The organism is Acidovorax sp. LjRoot38 (genome assembly GCF_964252975.1).
GTDB classification, from domain to species: Bacteria; Pseudomonadota; Gammaproteobacteria; order Burkholderiales; family Burkholderiaceae_C; genus Acidovorax; species Acidovorax facilis.
Genome location: NZ_CAXUPT020000006.1, coordinates 246450 through 272996, shown reverse-complemented (window position 1 = coordinate 272996; position 26547 = coordinate 246450). Strand labels below are relative to the sequence as shown.

Here is a 26547-nt window from a genome sequence, read left to right as displayed (position 1 = left end):
GGTGTTGTGCCGCTCAAGGGGTGTGAACGGCAGGGTGTTCGGGGCCTGACACGGCGGCCATTGCCGCCAGTGCTTGCTCAAAATCAAAATTCTGGGTGTGCATCTCGACCACCGTGAAGCTGCTCCCCAGCGCGGATTGGAGCACCTGGACATTGTGTTGGAAATACTCGGGGGCTGCAGGGTCGTCCTGCTCCAGCAGCATGCGCAGCTTTTGCAGGACCGCCGTGGCGCCCATGCCCTGCAGCGCGGCCCCAGCAGGGGTTTTCAGGCCTTCCGGCCGCCCCGTTTGCTGCCCCTGCATCCACGCCTGCAATCCCGTCAGCAGGGGCTGCAACGCAGCGCCCAGGGTGGCCGTCAGTCCCGCGGACATTTCGGCATGCGCCCCACTGCGCAAGGCCTGCTCCAGCGCTTGTGCATGGGCCGACACCTCGTGCGCGCCAATGTTGGCCGCGACCGAGCGCAGGGTGTGGGCCAGCCGCTCGGCCAGCACCACATCTGCGCTGGCGACGGCCTGCTCCAGATGCGCAATCACCGACGACTGGCCTTGCACAAATCGCCGCAGCATCTCGGCGTACAAGCCCGGCTTGCCCAAGGCGCGCTGCAGACCCAGGCGGGTGTCCAGCCCGGCAACTGCGGGAAAAGCCGCTGCCACCGCAGCGTCATCAGCCCCCTCTGGCGCCATCCCATCAGCCCCCCAACCCGAACTGGCACCAGCGCCTGCTGCGCGGGGCACCCCCTCCACAGGCGGTTTGCCCAGCCCCGGCCGGGGTCGAATCCAGCGGCTCAGGGCGGCCCACAACGCCGCAGGCTCGATGGGTTTGGCCACATGGTCGTTCATGCCGGCCGCAAAACAGCGCTGGCGATCGGACTCCATCGCGTTGGCCGTCATGGCCACGATGGGCAGGTGGGCATGGCGCGGATTGCTGCGCAATTGCCGCGTGGCCGTTTCGCCGTCCATGACAGGCATCTGCATGTCCATCAGCACCACGTCATAAGCCTTGCGCTCGATGCGGTCGAGGGCGATCTGGCCGTTCTCGGCAACATCCACGGCAAAACCGGCTTCGAGCAAGAGTTCGACCGCCACCATCTGGTTGAGCTCGTTGTCCTCCACCAGCAGCACCGACGCTCCCCGGATCTCCAGCGGCAGCTCGTCAGCAGCGGGCGCGGGGGTGACCGCGCGGCGCGGGCTGTAGGTGGAGTGTTCCAGCGGCTGCATCAGCGTGTCGAACAGCAGCGAGGCGTTGACGGGTTTGATCAGCACCGTGTCGATGCCCTGAACGCGGGCGGCACGCATCACATCCTCGCGGCCGTAGGCCGTGACCATGAGCATCTTGGGCACCTGCGCCATGCCCAGGCCCCGGATGTGGCCGGCCAGCTCCACGCCGTCCATGCCCGGCATGTGCCAGTCCAGCAGTAGCAGACCAAAGGGCTGGTGCCGTGCCATGGACTCGCGCAGCCGGTCGAGCGCCTCCAGGCCGGAGTGGGCCTGCTCCACCTCAAAACCCATGGCCAGCAGCATGTCGGACAGCACGGTGGCCGCTGTCTGGTTGTCGTCCACCACCAGCACACGGCGTCCCCGGAGGTCCGGGGGCGGCAGCAGCACGCGCGCGGGTGCACCGCGTTCGAGCGGCACAGTGACCCAGAACGTGGAGCCCTGGCCATAGGTGCTCTGCACCCCCACCTCGCCGCCCATCAGCTCCGCCAGGCTCTTGCAGATAGCCAGGCCCAGGCCCGTGCCGCCATAGCGGCGCGTGGTGGAGGTGTCCGCCTGCTGGAAGCTCTGGAAAAGCCGCCCCATCTGCTCGGGCGTAAGTCCGATACCGGTGTCACGCACTTCAAACCGCAGCATCACCCGGTTGCCCTCTGCCTCCAGCAGCCGCACGGCAATGCTGATCTCGCCCGTTTCAGTGAACTTGATGGCGTTGTTGGCAAAGTTGATGAGGATCTGGCCCAGGCGCAGCGAGTCACCCACCAGGTTGGGGGGCACGTCGGCCGCCACATCGCAAACCAGCTCCAGCCCCTTGGCACCGGCCTTGTAGCCCACCACGTCGGACACACTCTCCAGCATGCGGTCGAGCACAAAGGGCTGCTTCTCCACCATGAGCTTGCCCGCCTCGATCTTGGAAAAATCCAGGATGTCGTTGATCACGCCCAGCAGGTGCTGGCCGGCCTGCTGGATCTTGCTCACGTAGTCGTGCTGGCGTGCTGTCAGGCCCGACTTGAGCGCCAGGTGCGACATGCCGATGATCGCGTTCATCGGCGTGCGGATCTCGTGGCTCATGTTGGCCAGGAAGTTGGACTTGAGTGCGGTGGACTCCTCGGCCAGCTCCTTGGCGCGGCGCAGGTCCTGCTCGGCACGCTGACGGTCGGTGATGTCGACAAAGGTCCCGATGGCCCCGCCCGGCGAGCCGTCGGGCCGCGAGAAGCCGTGCAGCCAGAACAGCGTGTGGTGCACCTTTCCGTCGGCATACGGCAGGTCCACCTCCTTGTGCACCGACTGGACCCCGTGCAAGGCCTCCTGCGCGTCCGCATCGAAGCGTTCGCGCTCGGTCTCGGGCAGGAACGCCAGGTCCCGCACGGTCTTGCCGATCAGTGCCTCGCGCTGCACCCCAAAGGCCTGCTCGTAGGCGCGGTTAAAGCCGATGTACCGGCCGTCCGCGCCCTTGTAGAACAGCGGCACGGGGATGGCGTCAATCAGTGCCTGCTGGAAATCCAGCTGCTCGGCCACCTGCTGTTCCAGCAGCTTTTGTTCGTGGATATCCACGTTGACGCCCACCACCCGCACCGCCCGCCCGTTGCCATCGCGAAATATGCGTGCCGCCGACAGGAACCATCGCACCTCACCGTCCGGCCGCACGATGCGCCAGGAATCGCGAAGGTGGGTCTCGCCGCCCGCCAGGGCACTCGAAAAGGCGGCCACCGCGCGGGCTCGATCATCGGGGTGCAGAACCGCCTGCCAGTCACGCTGGGAGCGCACCTCCGTGCCCGGCGCCAGGCCGAGCAACGCCAGCAGCTTCTCGCTCCACAGCACCTGGGAGGTGAGCAGGTCAATGTCGAACACACCGATCTTGCCGGCCTCCTGCGCCAGCTCCAGCCGGTCTTTGGCCTGCTGCATGGCGATCTCGGCCCGGCGCTGCTCGCTGACGTCCTCGATCACCCAGAGGGATGCGTTCTTGAACCCCTCCATTTGCACGCTGCGTCCTGCCATGCGTGCCTCAAAGCTGTGGCCATCCAGGCGAAACAGCGTCGACACCTGCCGCACGGCGCCCCCGGCGTTCAGCACGGGACCGACCTGGCCGTAGAACTGCCTTGCGCGATCCTCCCCACCCAGCAACACCCCGACGTCCAGCCCCAGCAGCTCGGACGCCGTGCTGCCCATCAGCTCCACAAACGCCGGGTTGAACTGCCGGAACTTCCCGTCCCCCACCAGCGCAATGGGGGGCGCGTTGTCAAAGATGGCAGTCTGCTGCTCCAGCAGCTCGTTGAGCAGACGCTCACGCCGCTCCAGCTCCTTCTGTGCCTGGATACGCCCCGAGGCGTCTTCATGCAGGCCGACGATGGCAATGCGCTTGCCACGCTCGTCAAACACGGGCGAGAGCGTGGCCTCGTCGTGGTAGAGGCTTCCGTCCTTGCGGCGGTTGACAAACTGCCCTTGCCACGAGCGGCCCGAAAGCAGCGTGGACCACATCTCCTGGTAGGTCTGCGCCGGGGTCTGGCCACTGGACACCACTGACGGCTTCTTGCCACGGACCTCTTGCAATGTGTAGCCGGAGTTGCGCTCGTACTGCGGATTGACCCAGTCGATGCGCCCGTCTCCATCGGTGATGACCACCGAGACCGGGCTGCTCCCCAGCGCAGCGCCCAATACCCTGAAGCGCTCCAGCGCAGCGCTCACCCGCGCCCGGCTGCGCAGCAGCTCCAGCAGCAGCAGCCCCAGCAGGCTCAGCAGCACGAAGGCAGCCCCTCCCACCTTCAGGCGCTCAGCCCCCGTCATCAGGGTGCTCACGTCATCCAGCATCGCCAGCTGCCACTGGCCGCCGGGGTCGCTCCAATCGACCTGGCGGCGCTCCACTGCGTAGTTCACCCCGTCGATGACAACCTCGCCCGCATCCGGCGCGAAGGGCAGGGAAGAAGCCAGGCCCTTGTCGAAGTGGTTGCCAAACTGGCGCGAAGCGCGGATCGAATCAATGCGCGCCTGCGTGAGCGGCGGCGCCACCGCAAACAGCCACTCGGGCCGCGTCGATGCGAACACCACGCCTTGCGGAGACAACAGCACCGTGGGCAACTGGGTGCTCTTGAGCACCTCGTCAAACAACTCGAACCCCACCTTGAACATCACCACACCGATGATGGAGCTGGAAGGCGTGTCGTTTTCATACAGCGGCGCGGCGTAGTAGAGGCCACGCTCCTGCGAGTTGCTGCCAATGGCGGCATACACGCTGATGGCGCCCTTGATGGCCTGCTGAAAATACGGACGAAACGCCAGGTTGATGCCGGTGGATCGGCCCCCCGGCGTCTCGTGGGCCACCACCGTGCCATCGGCCGCCATGACATACACGCCGTTGACCAGAAACCGCCCCCGGGCCACCCCCAGCCGCGCCAGGGCTTCAGGGTCGTCCGGTGCCAGCTGCCCCAGGGCCATCGCCTTGAGCAGCGGCTCGCTCAGGCCCAGCAACGACACCGCGCCCAGCATGCCGCCACCCGTGATCCGGGCCTGCAGCGTGTCCACGGTCTGCTGCAGCAGCTTGGCGCGCTCGTCAGCTCGTTGGGCACCTTGCCAGTGCATGGCCCCCAGCACCACCAGCCAGGCCCCCACCAGTGCCGCAGCCACCACCAGCACCAGACCGCGCACGCCAGGGGCATTGCGGTCCAGCACCTTGTCCAGAAATCCGCCCAAGCCCTCACCCACCCGCGTCACGCGGAACCTCCGTCCAAGCCCTGGCCAACCAGCGAGCGGCTCTTACCGAGCGGGATACAGCAAGGCATCAATGTCCCCCACCGGCCCGGGCCGCCCAAACAGATACCCCTGAAACCCCTCACACCCATGCAGCCTCAGGAAACTCAGCTGCCCCGTCGTCTCCACCCCCTCGGCCACCACCTCCAGGTCCAGGCTCTTGGCCAGCGCCAGGATGGTCCGCACAATCGCCGCGTCGTTGGGGTCCGTCAGCACGTCCCGCACAAAGCTCTGGTCGATCTTGACCTGGTCCAGGGGCAATCTCTTGAGGTAGCTCAAGGAGGAGTAGCCGGTGCCAAAGTCATCCAGCGCAAAGCCCACGCCTTCGCTCTTGAGCTGCACCATGCGTGCGATGGTGTCTTCGATGTCTCCCAGCAGCAGGCTTTCGGTGAGTTCGAGCTTGAGTTTGCGGGGGTCTGCGTGGTGGTTCTTGAGGGTCTGCAGCACTTCGGCCACGAAGCCCGGTTGCCTGAACTGCCGGGCGCTGACGTTGACCGAGATGGACAGGTGGGCGGTGGCCTCGTGCTGGCCCCAGCGCTGCAGTTGTTCGCAGGCGGTTTGCAGCACGTATTGGCCTAAAGGGAGGATCAGGCCGGTCTGTTCGGCCAGGGGGATGAAGTCGCCGGGGCTGATCATGCCGCGCTGGGGGTGGCGCCAGCGCACCAGGGCTTCTGCGCCCATGAGCTGGGACTGGTGGTCCACGACGGGCTGGTAGTGCACGAGGAGTTCGCCCCGGGCCAGGCCCTGGCGCAGGTCGGCTTCCAGGTTGGAGCGGGCGTTGACGGCCGCTTGCATGTCGGGGTCGAAGAAGCGCTGGGTGTTGCGCCCTGCCGCTTTGGCCTGGTACATGGCCAGGTCGGCGCGTTTGAGGAGTTCGTCCACCGTGAGGCGTTCGTCGCCAAAGAGGGTGATGCCGATGCTGGGGGTGCTGTAGTGCTGGGCGCCGTCGAGTTCGAAGGGCTGGTTCAAGCTGGCCAGGAGTTTCTCGGCCACGGTTTCTGCCTGGGTGGCGGCGTCTTGCAGGTCGGGGGCCAGGGCTTCGAGCATGACGACGAATTCGTCGCCGCCAAAGCGGGCCACGGTGTCGGCTTCGCGCACGCTGCCCACCAGGCGGGTGGCGACCTGGGACAGGAGCTGGTCGCCCATGTCGTGGCCCAGGGTGTCGTTGAGGTCTTTGAAGTTATCGAGGTCGATGAACAGCAGGGCGCCGAGGTTCTTGGTGCGCTGGCAGGCGGCGATGGAGCGTTGCAGGCGGTCCAGCAGCAGGCGGCGGTTGGGCAGGCCTGTGAGGGCGTCGAAGAAGGCCAGACGCTCGATTTCTTGTTCTGCGCGCTTGCGGTCTGTGATGTCCATGGTGAAGCCATGGGACACCACCGAGCCATCGGGCTCGCGGTGCGGAATGGCATTAGTCATGTGCCAGCGCACGCTGCCGTCGGGCATGCGCACACGGTACTCACACTGCCAGGGCACCAGCCTGCGCACCGACGTGATCGCCGAGCGCTGCACCTGCGGCAGGTCTTCGGGCAACACACGGTGCATGAGCACGCCGTGGTCGGCGGTCACCTGGCTCGGCTCCACCCCCATGAAGTCACGCACCGCATCGCTGATGTACTGCACGCTGGTGCCGCCATCAGCATGCAGTCGGTACTCGTAGATAAAGCCCGGGATGCGGCTGGCAATGCGCTGGATGAACAGCAGCTGCTCGCGCAGCTGTTCGGCCGCGCGGTGTTCGTCCGTCACGTCCTGCACCACGCCCATCACCACCTGCACCCCGTCGCGTGGCAACGTGCGCTGCACGCGCGACCGCATCCACCGCACTTCGCCATCGGGCCGGCGCCAGCGGTATTCCACATCCAGGCCGGCACCTGGCATGCGGGCCTTGTCGAACACATGGCGGTCCTCGGGCAGGATGCCGCTCACGGCGCGCTCGGGGTCCACCCATTCCTGCTGTTCGAAGCCAGCGATGTCGCACAGGCCGGGCGACCACAGCAGCACCGTTTCGCCCGGGTCTTCGATGCGGCGCCAATGGCCCGTGCGGGCCAGGCTCTCCATGGTGTTGAAGACCTCGGTCTGTTCGCGCAGTTCGCGGCGCACTTCTTCCAGGGCGCGTTCGGACGCTGCCAGCGCGGCACGCAGGGTTTCGGCCTCGGTGGCATCGCGCACGGTGACCACGATGCAGTCGCTGGTCACACGGCGCGCTGACAGATCCCAGGCCAGCAGCAGCCGACCCGGCTCGCGCACCACCTGGCGGCATTCGAGCGGCGCACCCACGCGGGCCACGCCTTGCAGTTGGTCCATGAGGGGGGTGCCCGCCAGCAGGTCAAACACCTCGCAGGCATCCGCTCCGGGGTTGCGCACCGCCCCCAGGCCGGGCATGCGCCGTGCGGCAGCGTTGGCGGCCAGCAGCAGCAGACGGCCGTGCTGCAGCCGGAACTCCATCAAGGCCACCGGAACGGCATCGACCAGCGCCTGCAGACGCGCCTGCGCCATCGGCTCTATGTGGCCCTCGCCAACGGGGGCAAGGAGATCGGTCAACAGTTCGGACGAGATCACGGTCGCTCTGAAACCTTTGAAGCCTGCGGTGGGTAGGAATCCCGCCTGCGCAAGACGGGGCCGAGGGTCACAGCCAATGTGCCAGCATACAGGCAAGAGTATGTCAAAACGTAACGAACAATAAAAACCTGTGGCATTTGCCCAAGGGAAAACCCGGAGCCCTTCGTGCAGCACGGCGATGACCGTATCCGCCTGGGCCAACGGGCTCCGCCCCCTGCCGCATGCAGTGCAGGCCCGTGGAGCGAACTGCTACAGTCCACGCCTCATTTCTCGGCCTCCAGCATGTCCGACACGCTCGAACACCACACCCCCATGATGCAGCAGTACCTCGCCCTCAAGGCCGGGTACCCTGAAACGCTCCTGTTCTACCGCATGGGCGACTTCTACGAGGTCTTCTGGCAAGACGCCGAGAAGGCCGCGCGGCTGCTCGACATCACGCTCACGCAGCGCGGCCAGTCGGGCGGCCAGCCGGTGGTAATGGCGGGTGTGCCCTTCCACGCACTGGAGAACTACCTGGCGCGCCTGATCAAGATGGGCGAATCGGTAGCCATTGCCGAGCAGGTGGGCGAGGTGGGCGCCAGCAAGGGCCCCGTGGAGCGCAAGGTGGTGCGCGTGGTCACGCCCGGCACGCTGACCGACACGGAGCTGCTGTCCGACAAATCCGAATCGCTGCTGATGGCCGTGCACCAGGCGCCGCGTGCGCGCTGTGGACTGGCCTGGCTGAGCGTGACGCAGGGCCGCGTCTTCCTGGCCGAATGTGCGCAGGACGAACTGGGCGCTTGGCTGGCGCGCGTGGCGCCCAGCGAGCTGATCTACAGCGCGGGCGTGACAGAGCGCTTCGAGCAACAACTGCAGGTGCTGCGCCAGGGCGGCGCCTTCACCTGCCCCATGAGCCCCCGCCCCGACTGGCAATTCGACAGCGCCTTGGGCGAACGCAAGCTGCTCGAAAACCTGGGCGCCGCCAGCCTGCAGGCCTGGGGCGCGCAAGACCTGGGCGAATCGCACGCCGCCGCCGCCGGGCTGCTGACCTATGCCGAACACACACAGGGCCGCATGCTCACCCACGTGCACAGCGTGCAGGTGCAGCGCAACGACGACCTCATCGACCTGCCCGCCACCACGCGGCGCAACCTGGAACTGGTGAAGACTTTGCGTGGCGACGATACTCCCACGCTGTTTTCGCTGCTCGACACCTGCATGACCGGCATGGGCAGCCGCCTGCTCAAGACGTGGCTGCTGGAGCCACGCCGCGACCGCACCGAGGCACGCCAACGCCTGTCGGCCACCACTGCGCTGCGCGGTGCAGGCGGCGCTGGGGGTGGCACTGGCCCGTGGGCCTTGCTGCGCGGCGAACTCAAAGGGGTGAGCGATGTGGAGCGCATCACGGCCCGCATCGCCCTGCGCCAGGTGCGCCCGCGCGAACTGGTGGGCCTGGGCAAAACGCTACAAAAAGCAGAGCTACTCGCGCTGAATGGACAAGCGCTAGAGCCCTATTTGATTCAAATCTTCGGCCACCTGCAGCCGCCCGAGGGCTGCACCGGCCTGCTGCAGGCCGCCATCGCCGAAGAGCCCGCCGCCCTGGTGCGCGACGGCGGTGTGATCGCCAACGGCTTCGACACCGAGCTGGACGAGTTGCGCGCCATCCAGACCAACTGCGATGCCTTTCTGCTGGATCTGGAAACCCGCGAGAAGGCGCGCACCGGCATCCCCAACCTGCGCGTGCAATTCAACAAGGTGCACGGCTTCTATATTGAAGTGACCGGCAGCCACCTCGACCGCGTACCCGACGACTACCGCCGCCGCCAGACGCTGAAAAACGCCGAGCGTTTCATCACGCCCGAGCTGAAAACCTTCGAGGACAAGGCCCTGTCGGCGAACGAGCGTGCGCTGGCCCGCGAGAAGTGGCTGTACGAGCAAATCCTCGACCAGCTCCAACCCCACGTGCCCGCCCTCACCCGCCTGGCCCAGGCGCTGGCCACGCTGGATGTGCTGTGCACACTGGCCGAACGCTCGCTCACGCTGAACTGGTGCGCGCCGCAGTTTGTGCCCGAGCCCTGCATCGAGATCGAAGGCGGCCGCCACCCCGTGGTCGAAGCCCGCCTGGCTGAGACATCCAGCGGCAGCTTCATCGCGAACCATACGCGCCTGAACGCCAACACGCGCATGCAGGTCATCACCGGCCCCAACATGGGCGGTAAATCGACCTACATGCGCCAGGTCGCGCTGATCGTGCTGCTGGCCAGCATGGGCAGCCATGTGCCCGCCGCCAGTTGCCGCCTGGGGCCCATCGACGCCATCCACACCCGCATCGGCGCGGCGGACGACCTGGCCAATGCGCAATCGACCTTCATGCTGGAGATGACCGAGGCCGCGCAGATATTGCACGCGGCCACACCTCACAGCCTGGTGCTGATGGACGAGATCGGCCGGGGCACCAGCACGTTCGACGGCCTGGCGCTGGCAAGCGGCATTGCCACGCACCTGCACGACAAGACCCGCGCCTTCACGCTGTTTGCCACGCACTATTTCGAGCTGACGGAGCTGCCCGCCAAGGCGCGCCACGCGATCAACATGCATGTGAGCGCCACCGAGAGCGGCACCGACATCGTCTTCCTGCACGAGATCCAACCCGGCCCGGCCAGCCGCAGTTACGGCATTCAGGTGGCCAAGCTGGCGGGCATGCCCTCGCCCGTGCTGCACCATGCAAGGCATGCGCTGGCGGCGCTGGAAGAGCGGGCGGGCGAAGATGAATTGCAGGTGGACCTGTTCGCTGCGCCCGAGGTGCCTGAGAGTGCGGGCGCCAGCCCGCTGGAAGCTGCGCTGGCAGGCATCAACCCAGACGCGTTGAGCCCGCGCGAGGCGCTGGATGCGCTGTACCAGCTCAAGAAGATGGCGGGCTGACGCAGTCACGCACCCCAGCGGGTAGCACTCCCCACCAAGGCGAGCCCCGCCACCTGCCCGGCTTAAAGATCCTGCGCCACCGGCGCCAGCTGCCCCAGCATGAAGGTGATGAACGGCGGCACACAGGGCAGGTGCCCGGCCACCGGTTGTGCGCGGCATTCAGTCAGGCTGACCAGATCGCCCGCGCCGCGACTTTGCATCGCGCGCACGGTGCTGACCGAGCTGGCGTAGGGCACGGTGCGGTCATCGCGGCCGTGGTACAGGCGCACTGGCACATTGGGTTTCCAGTCGTAGACGTTGCTGGCGCTGGCCAGGGCCAACACGTCGTCGGCCAGGAAGTGGTCGATGAAACGTGTGTCGTAGGCCACATCGGCATCGCCCGGGATCAGCGCGCGCAGCAGCAGGCGGCGCACCTCACGCTGCACGCTACCCCCCAGGTAACGCAAGAAGCCCGGGTTGATGAGCGCGCCGATCACCGGCTGTTCTTGCCGCACGAGGTCCACCAGGCCATCCATGGTGGTCTGCACGTTGTAAGGCCCCGCGCCCGGCACCACCATGCGCAGCTGCTGCAGGTGGGGCGATGCGCTTGCTTGCAGCGCGCGGTGTGTGGCCATGGTGACGTAGCCGCCTTCGGAGTAGCCGGTCAGAAAGAGCTGCCCGTTGTCCGCCACGTTGGCCTGGCTGCGCCAGGTGCGGGTGGCGGTCAGAAAATCCACCGTGGCGGCTGCGGACGGCGCCGCCAGCAGGTAGGGGTGGGGCGTGCCCTTGGAAGCGCCAAAGCCCACGTAGTCGGGCGCCAGCACGATATAGCCCAGCGATGCGAGCACCACCGCCACCTCGGACGCAACCGCGTTGTTGCTGGGCGCCTCGGCATCGCGAAAGAGGGTGCCATGCTGGTAACTGAGCACCGGGCTTTTGGCGCCCGCTGGCTTTTGCGGAACGCTGACCAGCCCCGAGGCGCGCACCTCTTTGCCGTCGGCATCGGTGGTGAGGTACTCGATCCGGTAAGAAGTGACGCTGTAGCGCGGCACCACGTCCTGGGCCAGCGACTCCTTGGCGGCCAGCGCTGCAGCGATATCAGCGGCCGGCACGGTGCCAAGCAAGGCGGCGGATTCGAGCTGGCCGGAACGCGCCGGTGCGGGAGGTGGCTCCGGAGTGTTGCCGCCATCGCCGGGGTCTTGCGCGCTGCCCCCACCACAGGCCGCCAGCAATGCCACCAAGGCCAGCGCGCAGGCGCGGCGGGTTACAGACAAAATCAGTGGGTTCAACACGGCAAGGCCCCTCCAGGTGAAGCGGCGGATGATAGGAGCGACGGGCACACACTGCCTGGCCCGTAAGCAATAGCCCTTTACCCCCGGGGCGGCAGTTGCCTTGGCTGCCGCCGGAACTTCGGGTGAACGCAAAAGGGCGGGATCTGCCAATTCTTGAGTAAAAATGGCCTCCAGCGCTTATCCACCAAGCGTTGGTTGCTATCAATACAGGATATCGGCTACGGCACACGCGATGACTGGCCCGCACTCTGCCCAAGGGTGCCTTCCCACGCCGGACTAAACTCGCGGGTTCCCCTCTTACAACGACCCCACTTCTTCCATGACGTATTGCGTCGCCATCAAACTCAACGCCGGACTGGTTTTCCTGTCCGATTCGCGCACCAATGCCGGCCTGGACCAGATCAGCTCTTTCCGCAAGATGATGGTCTACGAGAAGGCGGGCGACCGCTTCATGGTGCTGCTGTCGGCAGGCAACCTGTCCATTTCACAGTCGGTGCGCGAAATCCTGCAGACCGAGCAGCTCAAGGACGGTGACTCGGGCGAGACGATCTCGATCTGGAACGCCAAGAGCATGTTCGACGCCGCCCGCGTGCTCGGTGCTGCGGTGCGCCATGTGCACGAACGCGACGGCGCAGCGCTCAAGCGCTCGGGCGTGGACTTCAATGTGTCCATGGTGTTCGGCGGCCAGATCAAGGGTGAGGGCATGCGCCTGTTCCAGGTGTATTCGGCTGGCAACTTCATCGAGGCCACGTCCGAGACACCGTACTTCCAGGTCGGCGAATCCAAATACGGCAAGCCCGTGCTCGACCGGGTGCTCACCCCCGAAACCCCGCTGGACGAAGCCGCCAAGTGCGCGCTGGTGTCCATGGACAGCACGCTCAAGTCCAACCTGTCGGTGGGCCTGCCGCTGGACCTGGTGGTGTACGAGGCCGACAGCTTCTCGACCTCAAAGGTGGTCTGCATCGACGAGAACAACCCCTACTTCCGCATGCTGCACGACAGCTGGGGCCAGAAGCTGCGCCAGGTGTTCGACAGCATCGAAGACCCGGCCTGGGGGGGTGGCGCCACGACCGTGCCCATCATGGTGAACCCGGCCCGCAGCAAGCCGCTCAAGAAGATCACCAACCACACCGACAAGCTCATCTGATTTCTCTGACGGCGGGGTTCGCCCTGCCCCGCCGGTATCCCCATGCTCCCCATCGTTTTCTCGCACGCCAACAGCTTCCCGGCCAGCACGTACCGCGTGCTCTTCCAGCACCTCAAGGCCCGGGGGATTGAAGTCAGCGCGGTGGAACGCTACGGCCACGACCCCAAGTACCCGGTGACCAACAACTGGCCCCATCTGGTGCAGCAGCTGGCGGACTTCGCCGCGCCGCAGGTGGAGCGCCTGGGCCAGCCTGTATTTCTGGTGGGGCATTCGCTGGGCGGCTTTCTGAGCGTGATGGCCGCCGCCCGCCACCCCCACCTGGTGCGCGGTGTGCTGTTGATCGATTCGCCCCTGCTGGGCGGATGGAAGGCCAACGCGGTCGATGTGGCCAAGCGCACGCAGGTCGTGGGCTCCATCTCGCCGGGCAAGGTTAGTCGGCAGCGGCGCTTCAGCTGGGCCAGCAACGAAGAGGCGCTGGAACACTTTCGCAAGAAAAAGGCCTTTGCGCACTGGGACCCCGAAGTGCTGGGCGACTACATCACCCACGGCCTGGTGGACCACGACGGCAAGCGCGTGCTGGGCTTTGACCGCGCGGTGGAAACCGCCATCTACAACACGCTGCCACACAACCTGGGACGGCTGCTCAGCACCCACCCCCTGCAGTGCCCGGCCGCCTTCATCGGCGGGCGCGATTCGGACGAGATGCGGCAGGTGGGCATGGCGATGACGCTGCGCATCACCCAGGGCCGCACCATGATGCTGGACGGCAGCCACCTGTTTCCGATGGAGCAACCCATGGCCACGGCGGCGGCCATTGAGGCGGCGCTGCTCAACCTGGCGGCGCTGAACCCGGTCAAGCACTGACGACCCACCCGCAGTGTTGGGGGGCTGCGGGGTTTGGGGCGGCATAGCACCCAATACCTCCTGCAATGCCCCGAATAGCGCCAAAAAGCCCCGCCAAGACGGCCTTCGATCAGGGCAAACAAGGTTCGCCCGGAGTGGAGCAATCCCCTACACTGGGGGAGTTGTTACAGTGTGATACACCCCCATGCCCACCCTGCCTCACTTTGCCTCGCGATTGCCTGTGCTCAGCTATGTGCTGCTGGCCGTCTATCTGGTCATCCTCGCAGTCCGCACCCACAACGACACCACCATTGCCCTGGTGATTGCCTCGGTCGTGATGTTTGCCTGCTGCTGGGCCAGTGCCACCCATTTGCTGGGCGCGCGGCCAGCGCTGCAGTTTGTGCTGATTGCCGTGAGTTTTGGCTGGTTTGCCGAGCAGATGGGCTCCTCGCGCGGCTGGTTCTTTGGCCAGTACACCTACACCGACGTGCTGGGTCCCCGTCTGGGGGACGTGCCCCTGGTCATCCCGCTGATGTGGTTTTCGCTGACCTATGCGGGGTATGTGATCTGCAACCTCATCGTCTGGCAAAGCGCGGTGGACGGCGCGCGGGGCCTGGGCAATGCCGCCATGCTGTCATTTCTGGCAGCGATGATCGTCACGGCGTTTGATCTGGGCGCCGACCCTTACATGGTGTACACCCTCAAGGCCTGGATCATGACCAAGACCGATGGCGCATGGTTTGGGGAGACGGTGCAGGGGTTTTTTGGCTGGGTGTTCGTGTCCTTCGTCATCATCTTCGGTTTCCGCATGTCGGTTCGCAAACAGGCCCTGCAGCCATCCAGCCCGTTCTTGCGCCACCATGCCCTGGTTCCGCTGGCACTGTATGGGAGCAATATGGTGTTTCAGATGATCCTGGGCAATCCGGTGGAAATCCGCTCCATTGCGCCGTTTGCGATGGGCATCCCCTTGTTGTGCGCGCTGGCCGGGTACCAGCGCTGGGCAGCCCCCGCAAAGGCCAGCGTATGAACCAGAACACGTCACACTCCAACACCATCTCGGACGCCGAACTGGCGGGTATGCAGCACCACGCCGACCCCCTGGCCGACCAGACCATCGCCGACATCCTGGGCGACTGGCCCGCAGGGGACGTCGCGGTGGATGCGCCGCAATGGGCGCGCATCGACACCGTGAACCGCCTGTTCGGCCAATGGACGGACAACAAGAGCCTGGTGGGCTGGACCGCCCAAGGTGACGGGGTGGATGCAGCCATGGCCCGGGCACTGAACCACTACGTGCAGACCGCGCAAGTGCTGCCGTCCTGGGCCGATGCGAAAAAGATCGAGCGTGCCGAGAAGCTGTTCATGGAACATGGGGCGCTGTCGTGCATCCTGCTGTTTTGCGCCAGCCTGCCCGAGTGTTATGTGATCCCCGACCTCTCCAGCGTGCTGCACACCTCGGGTCAGCTGGAGCAGAACGCCGAGTACCGCATCCGGTCCACGGCCGCGATGATCTTCCCCGTGATGCTGCACGGTGGCCTCAGCCAGCGCGGCGCGGGCGTGGCGCAGGTGCTCAAGGTGCGGCTGATTCACGCCACCATCCGCAACCTGATCCTGCACGGCAGCCCACAAAGTGCCGTCAAACAGCTGCTGGCCGGGGGCAGCGGGCAGGTGGCACCACAAGCCCTGCCCAGCGGGGGCGGGCGTCAGGCCATGTTCCAGACGCTGTACGCCCGCGGCTGGAACCTGAAAGGCGATGGACTGCCCTGCAACCAGGAAGAGCTGGCCTACACCTTGCTAACGTTTGGCTATGTGTTTTTGCGCAGCTTGCGCCGCTTGGGGCTGAGGTTGCGCACGGCCGACGAAGAGGCCTACCTGCACGCCTGGAACGTGGTGGGCCACATCCTGGGCATCGACCGGGCCTTGATGGTGGACACCATGGACCAGGGCCAGGCCCTGATGGCGCGCATGCAGGCCCGGGGCCGCGCCGAACCCGTCACACCGGACCCCCGCCCTGCCCTGGGCCGGGCCTTGATGCAGACCATGGAGAACTCGCTGCCCTGGAACATTGTGAAACCCTTTCCCGAACTCATGACCCGCTACCTGTGCGGGCGCGACACGGCCAGCGACCTGGGCCTGACCCAGCCTGTTCCGTGGCCATCGGCGCTGCTGTTCTGGGGGGTGTTGCTGATCGCCCGTGCCATCGACACCGTGCTGCGCCTGGTGCTGCCCCGGTTCTCGATCGTGAGGACACTCACGCGCATCCTGGGCTACCACTTCATGAGCCGCGTGCTGATGAGCCAGACCCGCCCCCTCCAACTGCCCACCGAGTTGCTCAACCAGGTGGACGAGGTGGTGCACAGCTGGAGCGATGACCCCCACGCGCCGGGCTGGATCAACCGGATCGAAGACCGGCTGACGACGCGCGGCAGCTGGAGCGCGGGCCTGGCCGCCCAGGCCCCTGCCGCACACCCCGCCCAGGCGCAGCAACCCACATAGCCGTTGTTCCCACGCCAATGTCCCCGCTGGTCTGCGCCCTCCTGACGATCACCCGGCTTGGTCGTGCGCGCTGCGGCGTGGCGTCCAGCCTGCTTTGGCTGTTCGTCATCATGGCTCTGCCTGCGGGCGTGCAGGCGAACGCGCCTCTGGTGCTGACGCAGGATCGGCCGCAGATGAATGCCTGGGAAGCCATCACGCTCAAGGCCGATCCCACGTACCAGCTTTCGGTGCAGGACATGCTGGAACGCCTGAATGAGTTCGAGGCGCCTGCCCGGCGCGGTGGCTCGCTGGGTGTGCACAAGGCAGCCATGTGGCTGCACATTCCCATCGTCGCGCCCAAGACACCGCGCGCCCCCTGGATGGTGGATATCGGCTACAGCTCGCTGCAGGCCGAGATTTACCTGACCAGTGGCGGCCGAGTGCTCCAGCAGATTCGCACCAGCCAGCGTGATCAGATGCAGCTATCCAGCCGCACGCCAGCGATGGCATTCGACCTGCAGGCCGGACAGGCTTACGACCTGCTGATACGGGTGCAAGCCACCGGACCACTGATCCTGCCCATCACGGTCGGCGAAATGCCCTACCAGATGCACCAGGCCCTGCGCGAGCAGATGTTGCAGGGTCTGCTCAACGGGCTGGCGTTGTGCCTGCTGGCGTACAGCCTGATCCAGTGGTTCACGCAGCGCGAGCACTTGTTCGGCTTTTATGCACTGGTGGTGCTGGGCAGCGCGGGTTTTTCGCTGCAGTTCTTCGGCATTGGCGACCAGTTTTTATGGCCGGGCAATCTGTGGATGAGCCGGTATGCAGGACTGGCCGCTGGGTTGATTGCCCTGGCGGGCTCGTTCCTGTTCCTGAGTGCCGCACTGGCAGACAACCCGCAAAGCCGGTACGCACGCGCCATGCGCGCAGGTGCAGCGATCACAGCAGTGGTCTGCGTTGCCGTCACGCTGGGCTGGCTGAGCATCGCCATCGCCATCGCCTTCATGAGTCTGGTAGGCCCCCTGCCTTCTCTCATCAGCGTGCCTGCTGCCATCACGCGGGTGCGGCAAAAAGACCCCATCGGCACCACCCTGCTGGCGGCCTGGATTGCCTACGGTGTGGCTGCCGCACTCATGGTGTGCCTGGTGCAGGGCTGGGTGCCCGCGAACTTCTGGACGCTGCACTCATTCCAGTTCGGCGCCACGCTGGACATGCTGCTGTTCTTGCGCGTCATGGGGCTGCGTGCCAAAGCCATGCGGATGAAAGCACAGGAGGCGCTGCGCGAGCGCGACATCATGCATTCGCTGGCGCACAGCGACCCACTGACAGGTCTGAGCAACCGGCGTGGGCTGCAGCATGCGCTGCAACTTGCGCTGTCTTCCAGCTCACCAAGCCATCTGGTCGCGGTGTATCTGATCGATCTGGACGGGTTCAAGCCCATCAATGACTCACATGGCCACGATGTGGGCGACGACCTGCTGGTGGCTGTGGGCAAGCGGCTGCAAGCCAGTGTCCGCCAGCAGACCGACCTGGTAGCAAGGCTGGGCGGGGATGAATTCATCGTCATGGCCTGCCATCTCGAAAGTCCGCACCATGCCGAAGAGCTGGGCCGATCCCTGCTGCACGCTTTCGATGCGCCGTTCTCCCTGGGCGACCTGAACCTGAAGGTGGGACTGACCATCGGCTATGCCCTGGCCCCCCTGGACAGCGACGACTCCCATGGGTTGATCCGTCTTGCCGATGCAGCCATGTATGCCGGCAAGCAAGGGGGCAAAAGCTCCATCCTGCGCAACAGTGGCGAACTGGCGCTTGCGCCATGAAACAGGCCTCCTGCACCGTGGTGCCTTGCCTATACTGAACCAGCCCGACCATGCCCCGCCGTCACCCCATGCCGAACCGGCCCCGGCCCCACCACCTCCCTTGGCTGGCTTTGCTCTGGGCGTTGATGGTATGCCCCTGGACGTGGGCAGGTAGCTCACCCTTGCTGCTGAACGACGAGCGGGGAGCCATCGATGCATGGCCAGCCGTCACGCTACTGAGCGATCCCAGCCTTCAGCTTTCAGTGGAAGATGTACTGGCGCAGTCCGACAAGTTCACCCCGCCCCCTAGCGTGGGCGCCACGTTGGGGGTGAGGCCCGATGCAGTCTGGCTGCGCATCCCGTTCGAAGTGGCCTCGACGTCTGACGCCCAGTGGATCCTGGATGTCAACCACTCCGACCTGAACCACATCGGCGTCTACCTCACGACCAGCGGCTATGTGGTCCAGCAAGCAACCCTGGGCAGCCTGCACCCTTACGCGCACCGTCCATTGCAAAGCCGATCCCACGCGCTCACGCTGAATCTGAGGCCCGGGTGGCAGTACGAACTGTTGGTGCGCATCCAGACCCGGGGGGCGATGATCCTGCCAATCTCGTTCTACAAGCCTGCAGCCATGCTCAGCAAGGCTGTCAACGAGCAAATGCTGCAGGGCGTATTGACCGGGCTGGCCCTGTGCCTGCTTGTGTACAGCGTGGGCCAGTGGCTGAGCCTGCGCGAGCCACTGTTCATCTACTACGCATTGCTCACATCCGGCAGCCTGCTGTTTTCGATGCACCTGTTCGGCGTGGGTCGGCAGTTCCTCTGGAGCGACAGCCTCTGGCATGAAGTCCACATGGGAGGGCTCTCTGCCTTGCTCGCCACCTGTGGTTCGTTCCTCTTCATCGGACAGGCCCTGTCGGAGCCCGACTCCAACAAACGCTTTCTGCGCTTCATGCGCTGTGGAGCGGCACTGTGTGTGCTCCTTGCACTGGCATACGGACTGGATGCCATCTCCACCCGCGCCATTGCAGCCATTGTGAGCATCCTGGGCCTTGTACCCGCCCTGATGGGCATCCCCGGTGCGGCACGCCGTGCGATCCGGGGTGATGGGGTCGGCACCAGCCTGCTGCTGGCCTGGTTGGTCTACTTCATTGCGACCGCGATCGTCATCGGCGTCATCAACGGCTGGGTGCCGGTGAATTTCTGGACTTTGCATTCCTTCCAGTTTGGTGCAACGCTGGATATGCTGCTCTTCATGCGCGTGCTGGGCCTGCGCACCAAGGCATTGCGGCTGGAGGCGCTGGATGCCAACCGCGAGCGTGACGCGATGCACTCGCTGGCCCATACCGACCCCTTGACCGGCTTGCCCAATCGGCGTGGCCTGAGCATTGCCCTGGCCTCCGCCCTGCCCCACAGCGGCCCCAACAGCCTGCTGGCTGTGTACGTGATGGACCTCGATGGTTTCAAGCCCGTCAACGACCGGCACGGCCACGATGTGGGCGATGAACTGCTGATCGCCGTGACCCGTCGGCTGCAAGGCCATGTGCGCCAGAGTGACGTGGTAGCGCGCCTGGGCGGCGATGAATTTGTGGTGATGGCAGGCCACCTTGGCAGCAGCCAGCAAGCCCAGGAGCTGGGGCTCAAACTGCTGGAAGCTTTTCGCACCCCTTTCTCGCTGGGCGATCTACAGGTGGAAGTGGGATTGACCATCGGCTACGCGATTGCACCGGACGACAGCAACGATGCACTGGGCCTGCTGAAGCTGGCGGATGCGGCAATGTACAGCGGCAAGCAAGGGGGGAAATTCTGCCTTCGCCGCAACACCGGGGACCTGGCGCTGTCGTCGGCCTGAGCGCTACCAGTGCACACCGCACCCTGCGGCTGAGCCCCAAGGGCCATTCCGAACTGGTCAAACGGCCTGGCTTCCGTTAAACACGGGGCTTCGCGTTACCACCCAAGGATTGTTCACCATGGCCCATCGCAAAAGTCCCGCCCGCATTGCCAAAGACGCCCGCATTGCGCATTTTCAGTCGTTGGCTACACGCCAGGCCGCACCAAACGCACCGGGCGCAACCCTGACCTGGGACGCCGTGGCTGCGCTGGAGGCCAAGCTGGTGGGCCGCATCGTGCTGCCATCCAGCCCCGACTACAACGCTGCACGGCAAGAGTCCAACCCCGCGTTTCAGGCTTATCCCGAGATCATCGTCTACTGCGCCTGCGAACACGATGTGCTCGAATGCCTTGCCGTGGCCCGCACCTACAACCTGTGGGTGGCCGTGCGCTGCGGCGGGCACAGCACGGCAGGCTACTCCGTCAACAGCGGCATGGTGGTGGACCTGAGCGACCTGAAAGGCGTGGTGCTGGACCCACCCCGCGAGCGCGTGCATGTGCTGCCGGGCACCGATTTCGACCATTTCAACGGCGCGATGAACCACACCGGCTGGCATGTGCCCACGGGAGCGTGCGGCAGCGTGTGCGTGGGGGGCTTCGTGCAGGGTGGCGGCTACGGCTATACGTCGCGGGCCTTCGGCATCCAGAGCGATCTGGTGGAATCGTTCCGGGTGGCGCTTGCCAACGGCAGCATCGTCACGGCCAGCGCGCAGGAGAACCCGGGGCTCTACTGGGCCATGCGCGGTGGCACGGGCGGCAACTTTGGTGTGTTGCTGCAGGTCACCTACCGCATGCACCGGCTGGACCAAGTGTGGGCCTGGGCCATCAGCTGGGACGCCGCGCATGCCGCCGAAGTCCTGACAACGATGCAAGCCCACTATATGAAAACCGGCGCACCCGATGCCCTGGGCTACATGATGAACCTGGGCTACCAGAACAGTACGCCGGTCTACATGGTGCAAGGCATGTTCTGCGGCACGCGCGATGAGGGCATGAAGGCCATTTCACGCCTCATGGCGATACCGAGCGCACAGCTGCTGGTGGACAAGACGGGCACCTACCCCGACATGAACATCTGGCTGGAAGACCACCCCTACACCTTGCCAGACAACCTGCCCGACGGCGTGGCGGAAACCAAGGCCTGCGGCTACATCAGCACGCCGCTGTCAACAGCCGACTGGCAACGCATCATCGACTACTTCAAGACCTCGCCCAACCCCTGGTCGCTGGCTTATCTGGAACCCTATGGCGGCGCCATCAACCGCTATCCGGTGGCCGACAGCGCTTTCATCCACCGCCATGTGGATGCCGACCTCGTGGTGGACGTATTCTGGACCAATGACACCGAGCGGGCCCAGATGGAGGCCTGGCTCGATGGGTTCATGAACCTGGTCAAACCCTCCCTGAACGGCCACGTGTACCAGAACTATCCCGACGCAAACCTGCAGGACTTTGCCCAGGCCTATTGGGGCCCTGCATACCCGCAGCTTCAGCAGATCAAGGCGCAGTACGACCCCGGGAACTTCTTCCACTTTCAGCAGAGCGTCCGGCTGCCACAGAAATAGGAATGCAGGTCCTGATAGAAGCCCTCTGGGACAAGAGCCTCAGGGATGTCCTGCCTCACCCTCGCGAGTCAGTGGTAGTGCGGATCGGGATGGGCCGCAAGGCGTCTTTTTGCAGCCAATAGCCCAGCTACTGGCAAGAAAAGCAACGCAGCGGACCGCCCGAGACCGCGCTATCACCGACCGCAGGGAGTTATGCAGGCCATCCCCTGCGCTCAGGAAGAGGCCGTTTCAGCGTAATGGAGCCGGCCTTTGCCCGCGCGTTTGGCCGAGTACATCGCCTGGTCGGCGCGGTTCATCAGGGCGTCGATATCCCCCTCCAGCGGGGGATACACGGCCACGCCAATGCTGGCGCCGATGAAAAGGTCACGCCCTTCCACAACCATGGGCTGGTGCAATGCCTCGATGATGCGGTGGCCGATGGTGTCGGTCACGTCGCGGGTGACATCGCGGTCGAGCATGACCAGGAATTCGTCGCCACCCAGGCGTGCCATGGTGTCGCCCGCACGCACCGTGCTGGCAATGCGTTGGGCCACAATGCGCAGCACTTCATCACCGGCGCGATGGCCTTCGGCGTCATTCACACCCTTGAACCCATCGAGGTCGATGAACAGCAAGGCCACAGACCCGGCATTGCATCGCGCCTGCGTCAGGGACTGTTCCAGACGGCTCTGAAAAGCCGCCCGATTGAGCAGGCCCGTGAGTGAATCGTGGTTGGCCAAATAGTGCTGCTGGCGGGCGATCTGGATCTTGGCCGAGACATCCTGGACCAGCGCCATGATCGATGTGACCTGCCCCTGGGCGTCGGTCAGTGCGGAGTTGAACCACTCGCAATGCACTTCGCTACCGTCCTCCCGCACAAAGCAGGTCTCCGCGCGGTTCTGGGACTCCTGCCCCGACTGCAGGCGCTGTAGCGCACTCTGAAGCCCATCGTCCTGAAGTGAGGGATCCACAAGTTCCGTCAGCAACCGCCCCTCCAGCCCCGCCACCTGCAGCCAGCCCATGAGCTGCACAGCGCGCTGCGAACAGTGCAGGAGCCTGAGGTTATGGTCCATCTCCAGGACCGCAAGCGGGCTGTTTTCCATGTGCGAGGAAAGCCGCTGGTTGGCAGCGCGCAGCGCATTCATGGTGACCTGCAGTTCATGAACGTCGAGCGCAGTGGTGATGAAGCCGTCCACCAGCCCCTGCCGGTTGTGCCAGGGGGTCAGGCAGATGGTGCGCCATTCATCAATGCCATACGGTGTGCGCAGAAGGCGCTGGTACTGCACCCGCTCGCCCTGCAGCACACGCTCGACGAAGGGCATGAATCGGGCGCAGTCGCTCTCACCATACACCTCGACAAGGGTTTTCCCCACCAACTGCTGGGGCACGGCGCCGAACCAGCGGGCGTATTCCTCGTTGACATAGATCATGGCCAGACTGCGGTCGATCACGGCCATGGTGGCACCCGCGCTGCGGGTGATCAGATCCAGCAATTCAGCCTTGGACCAGGAATCCTGATGGACGGCTGTGGGGGGCTGCGACAACTCAGGCTCGTCTTGCATCATGCGGCGATAGCCCCGGCGGGGAGATGGTCATCGACAGAGGGGGCGATCCAACGCTGCACCTCCTTCACGGTGGCCGCTTTGCATCGCCCTGCTACAGGTAACAGTGTGTCAGCACCAGCTTATCACTTTCGGCCCATGGTGCCCCCGCAGGCCCCACGGGCCTTTCGCAAAAGGCCAGCTCCCGCACGGTGTTGCACGCTAGTCCACTGAAACCGAGTAATCGGCTGTGCGCCGAGGTGGCAGCGGGTGCAGCGCAAGGCGCGGGCCTTGCCAAGGCTGGCCGCCTTGGCAAGGCCCGCAACGCAGCGATGCGCCTGCTGCCACCCCGGCCCGAAGGGTGAGGGTCTGGCAGGGCCGATTTCTCGGTTTCAGTGGACTAGCGGCAGCAACGATATGCCAGGCCGACGGACACGGAATACCCTGTGGGCTCGACGGTGAGCGGGCTGCGGCGGGCGTCGCCCTTGAGCTGCGATACACGCGCCGCACCCAGAATCACCCAGTGGCGATTGATGGCCGACATGACTTCCACCCCGGCATCCACGCTGTACAGGCCTGCGCCCGGATCAAAGGCAGGCAAGGCCCCGGAACCACCCGCAGGCACGCCAAAATGACCGCGCAGATAGGTGCGATCCCCAAAGCTCGCGCCTGCGCCGAAAGTGACTTTGGTCTGCTCGGTCACGGGCCAGGTATAGCCCACGCTGGTGGACAACTGCGCGCCGCCGTCGCGCCCCAGAATGTCCTGCGAAAGCCCGGCGCCCACAGACCACCGTGGCGTCAGCGCATACCCAGCGCTCACCCGCGCGCGCAGCGTGGACCGGACCGAGGGCAGCCCCACCAGGATCGGTGCGTCCGAGCCGTCACGGCCTTTGTCGATGCGCAGCGAGGCGCTCAGGTTGAATTGATCTCCCTGCGCCAGCGTGGCACTGGCACCCGATTCGCGCGGACCCAGCCCATGTCCCATGAAGGCGCTGCCACGCGAGGTACTGAGCCTGAAGCGTCCATATTCGATGGCCCATGCGGGCCGCAAGCTGTTCTTGCGCCCATCACCGCCCGCGTAGTCCGGGCTGGAGCCCACGATGGCGCCCAGCGCGTAGTTGAACAACGGTTTGGGCGGCTCTTCGGCTGCAGGCGCAGGCGCATCCGCTGCGTGCGCCGCCGGCCAGGAGCACAGGCAGGCCAGCAACGAAGCACAAGAAACCAGGGGTGCAATGGGGGCAAAACGGCTCATGGGTGGATTATCAGTCCGCCCACTGCACCCATCCAGTCCATGCTGTCACCAGAACAACGATGCCAAACACGATGCGGTAGTACGCAAACGGTACAAAGCTATGGGTACTGATGTAGCGCAACAACCAGCGCACACACAGCCAGGCGCTCAGGAAAGAAAAGACCAGCCCGGTGATGAACATGGGCAGATCGGCCACCGACAGCAGCGCGCGTTCCTTGTACAGGCTGTACACCCCCGCGCCAATGAGCGTGGGAATGGCCAGAAAGAACGAAAAATCGGTGGCTGCCTTGCGCGACAGGCCCAGCAGCATGCCCCCGATGATGGTGGAGCCACTGCGGCTGGTGCCCGGCACCATGGCGAGACACTGCACCAGGCCCACCTTGAGGGCGTCCAGCGGCGTCATGTCATCCACCGACTGGATGCGGGTGGCCGCAGGAGATCGGCGCTCTGCCCACAAAATGATGAAGCCCCCAATGATGAAGGTGCTGGCCACCACCACAGGGGTAAACAGATGGGCCTTGATGGCTTTGCCAAACAACAGGCCCAGCACCACAGCGGGCAAAAACCCGATGAGCACATTGAGTACAAACCGCTGCGCCTGCCGCTGCGTGGGCAAGGCCACCAGCGTGGCGCGGATCTTCTGCCAATACACCAGGATCACCGCAAAGATGGCACCGGTCTGGATGGCAATGTCAAACACCTTGGCCTTGGCATCATCAAATCCCAGCAGAGAGCCCGCCAGGATCAGGTGCCCCGTGGAAGAAATGGGCAGGAACTCCGTCAGGCCTTCGACCACGCCCATGATGGCGGCCTTGACCAGCAATACAACGTCCACGCACACTCCTTGAGATAAATTTGAATCAAATTAGGCTCTACCGCTTATCTATCAAGCGCTAGCAGCTATCAAAACAGGAGTATATGCCGAGCAGCCCCGCGCAGCCTTCAGGCGGGGGGCTGCCACGGCGCCTGCCACCCGCCCCCCAGCGCCTGCACCAGCGCCACCACGGCCAGCTGGCGGTTGACCTGCAGCTGCAGCAGGGCGCGCTGGGCAGACAGCGCTGATACTTGCGCGGTCACCACCTCGGTGTAGCCCACCTGCCCTTCGCGATAGCGGTTGAGCAGCTGCTGCGCCGTGCGTTCGGCGGCCGATACGGCCTCGCGCCGCAGGGGCTCCTGTTCTCGCAGGGTGCGCAGCACGGTGAGCTGGTCTTCCACGCTCTGGAAGGCCGTCAGCACGGTCTGGCGGTAGACGGCCACACGGGCATCGCGTGCAGCCTGCGCCTCCTCCACGCGGGCGGCGGTGGCACCTGCATCAAACACAGTCTGTGCAATGGACAGCCCCAGCGACCACACAGTGCCCGACGCCTTGAACAGATCCGCCACGCTGCTGCCACCGCTGCCGAGGGTGGCGCCCAGGCTCAGGCTGGGAAAGTATGCCGCGCGCTGGATGCCGATCTGCGCGTTGGCAGCGGCCACGGCCCGCTCTGCCGACGCGATGTCGGGGCGGCGCTGCAGCAGGGTTGAGGGGACGCCTGGTGGCACCTCGGGCACTTGGGCCACCCACGGTGCACTGGGCACGACAAAGTCGGAGGGCGCCTGCCCCGTCAGCACCGCCAGCGCGTGCTCGAACCGCGCCCGGTTCTGGCGCGCGGTGGCCAGGTCGGCCCGCGCGTTTGCCAGTTGGGTCTGCGCCTGCAGCACATCGGTCTGGGCCACCACTCCGGCGGAATAACGATTCCTGGCGATCTGCAGGCTGCGCTCGTAGCCCTCCACCGTGGCCTGCAGCAGCCCGATTTCCGCATCAGCCTCGCGCAGCTGGAAATAGGCGGAGGCCAGGCTGCCCACGGCGGACAGGCGGGCCGACGCAAGGTCGGCCTCGCTGGCTTGCGCACTGGCCTGGGCATTGTTGACGCCGCTTTCGAGTCGCCCCCAGAGGTCCGGGGCCCAGTCCACCCCCAACGAGGCTTGGGTCGTGGTGCCGGACCGGCTGGCGCCCTCGCCACCCGAACGCGTGGCACCGCCCGACAGGCTGACGGAAGGCAGCAGCCCCGCGCGCTGCTGCCGCACCACGGCCTGCGCCTGGGCATAGGCAGCCACTGCGGCGGCAATGTTCTGGTTGGATAGCTGCACCTGCTCCGCCAGCCGGTTCAGCTCGGCGTCTCCGAACAGCTCCCACCAGGGTCCACGGTCCAGCGCGTCGGCAGGCGCGGCTGGCGCCCAGGTGGCGCCCGCCTCCTTGAACGTGGCCGGCACTGGCATCTCGGGGCGCCGGTACGGCGGAGTGACGGAGCAGGCAGACAGCAGCGTCAGCGCGAGCCCGAGGCTGGCCCAGCGTGCGGCGCGTACACCCGGTGCGAGGGGGATGATGGGACGGGTCAT

The 26547-nt window shown here is 65.5% G+C and carries 15 protein-coding genes; 8 read left to right on the top strand and 7 right to left on the bottom strand.

Translation table 11 applies throughout. The annotated features are described in order from the left end of the window. Positions 1–13: 13 nt before the first annotated feature. Positions 14–4918, bottom strand: coding sequence for a PAS domain S-box protein (locus tag ACSQ22_RS13610; protein WP_436130619.1), 4905 nt, complete (start codon positions 4916–4918; stop codon positions 14–16). Positions 4919–4960: 42 nt separating this feature from the next. Continuing rightward, on the bottom strand, positions 4961–7507 hold the full coding sequence (locus ACSQ22_RS13605) for a putative bifunctional diguanylate cyclase/phosphodiesterase (RefSeq protein ID WP_233573355.1): 2547 nt from the start codon (positions 7505–7507) through the stop codon (positions 4961–4963). Positions 7508–7789: 282 nt separating this feature from the next. Here ACSQ22_RS13605 and mutS point away from each other — a divergent pair, with 282 nt between their 5' ends. After that, positions 7790–10408, top strand: coding sequence for a DNA mismatch repair protein MutS (gene mutS, locus ACSQ22_RS13600; RefSeq protein WP_436130618.1), 2619 nt, complete (start codon positions 7790–7792; stop codon positions 10406–10408). Positions 10409–10470: 62 nt separating this feature from the next. On the opposite strand, the gene ACSQ22_RS13595 is transcribed toward mutS, so the two are convergent. Beyond that, positions 10471–11679: an alpha/beta hydrolase family protein gene (locus ACSQ22_RS13595; RefSeq protein WP_228900060.1), complete on the bottom strand. Its 1209-nt coding sequence runs from the start codon at positions 11677–11679 to the stop codon at positions 10471–10473. Positions 11680–11998: 319 nt separating this feature from the next. Between ACSQ22_RS13595 and ACSQ22_RS13590 the strand changes: the two genes are divergently transcribed. The 7 genes from ACSQ22_RS13590 to ACSQ22_RS13560 all read left to right on the top strand — a co-directional run bounded on the left by ACSQ22_RS13590 (position 11999) and on the right by ACSQ22_RS13560 (position 21396). Then, a complete protein-coding gene (locus ACSQ22_RS13590; protein ID WP_010459683.1) occupies positions 11999–12826 on the top strand; it encodes a proteasome-type protease in 828 nt (275 codons plus the stop codon). Positions 12827–12868: 42 nt separating this feature from the next. After that, a complete protein-coding gene (locus ACSQ22_RS13585) occupies positions 12869–13690 on the top strand; it encodes an alpha/beta fold hydrolase (RefSeq protein WP_436130617.1) in 822 nt (273 codons plus the stop codon). 184 nt (positions 13691–13874) lie between these two features. Further along, entirely contained in the window at positions 13875–14696 is an 822-nt protein-coding gene (locus ACSQ22_RS13580; protein WP_055397363.1) for a carotenoid biosynthesis protein, read from the top strand. After that, the gene (locus tag ACSQ22_RS13575) at positions 14693–16165 is read left to right on the top strand and encodes an oxygenase MpaB family protein (RefSeq protein WP_121422622.1); all 1473 of its coding nucleotides are present in this window, start codon (positions 14693–14695) and stop codon (positions 16163–16165) included. The genes ACSQ22_RS13580 and ACSQ22_RS13575 overlap by 4 nt, the downstream gene beginning before the upstream one ends. Positions 16166–16182: 17 nt before the next feature. Further along, the gene (locus tag ACSQ22_RS13570) at positions 16183–17964 is read left to right on the top strand and encodes a diguanylate cyclase domain-containing protein (protein ID WP_436130616.1); all 1782 of its coding nucleotides are present in this window, start codon (positions 16183–16185) and stop codon (positions 17962–17964) included. Between the two features lie 161 nt (positions 17965–18125). Continuing rightward, a complete protein-coding gene (locus ACSQ22_RS13565; RefSeq protein ID WP_436130615.1) occupies positions 18126–19793 on the top strand; it encodes a diguanylate cyclase domain-containing protein in 1668 nt (555 codons plus the stop codon). A 118-nt stretch (positions 19794–19911) separates the two neighbouring features. Next, positions 19912–21396, top strand: a complete 1485-nt coding sequence (locus tag ACSQ22_RS13560) for an FAD-binding oxidoreductase (protein WP_436130614.1) — start codon at positions 19912–19914, stop codon at positions 21394–21396. A 212-nt stretch (positions 21397–21608) separates the two neighbouring features. Here the strand turns inward: ACSQ22_RS13560 and ACSQ22_RS13555 are convergent, their stop codons facing one another. The 4 genes from ACSQ22_RS13555 to ACSQ22_RS13540 form a co-directional block, all read right to left on the bottom strand. Then, on the bottom strand, positions 21609–22940 hold the full coding sequence (locus tag ACSQ22_RS13555) for a diguanylate cyclase domain-containing protein (protein ID WP_436130613.1): 1332 nt from the start codon (positions 22938–22940) through the stop codon (positions 21609–21611). Positions 22941–23316: 376 nt separating this feature from the next. Then, positions 23317–24168: a MipA/OmpV family protein gene (locus ACSQ22_RS13550; protein WP_436130612.1), complete on the bottom strand. Its 852-nt coding sequence runs from the start codon at positions 24166–24168 to the stop codon at positions 23317–23319. Positions 24169–24178: 10 nt separating this feature from the next. Further along, positions 24179–25003 (bottom strand): undecaprenyl-diphosphate phosphatase, encoded by an 825-nt coding sequence (locus tag ACSQ22_RS13545; RefSeq protein ID WP_121422620.1) that lies wholly within the window; start codon positions 25001–25003, stop codon positions 24179–24181. 107 nt (positions 25004–25110) lie between these two features. Then, positions 25111–26547 carry an efflux transporter outer membrane subunit gene (locus ACSQ22_RS13540; RefSeq protein WP_436130611.1) on the bottom strand — a complete coding sequence of 479 codons (1437 nt, stop codon included), beginning with the start codon at positions 26545–26547 and terminating at the stop codon, positions 25111–25113.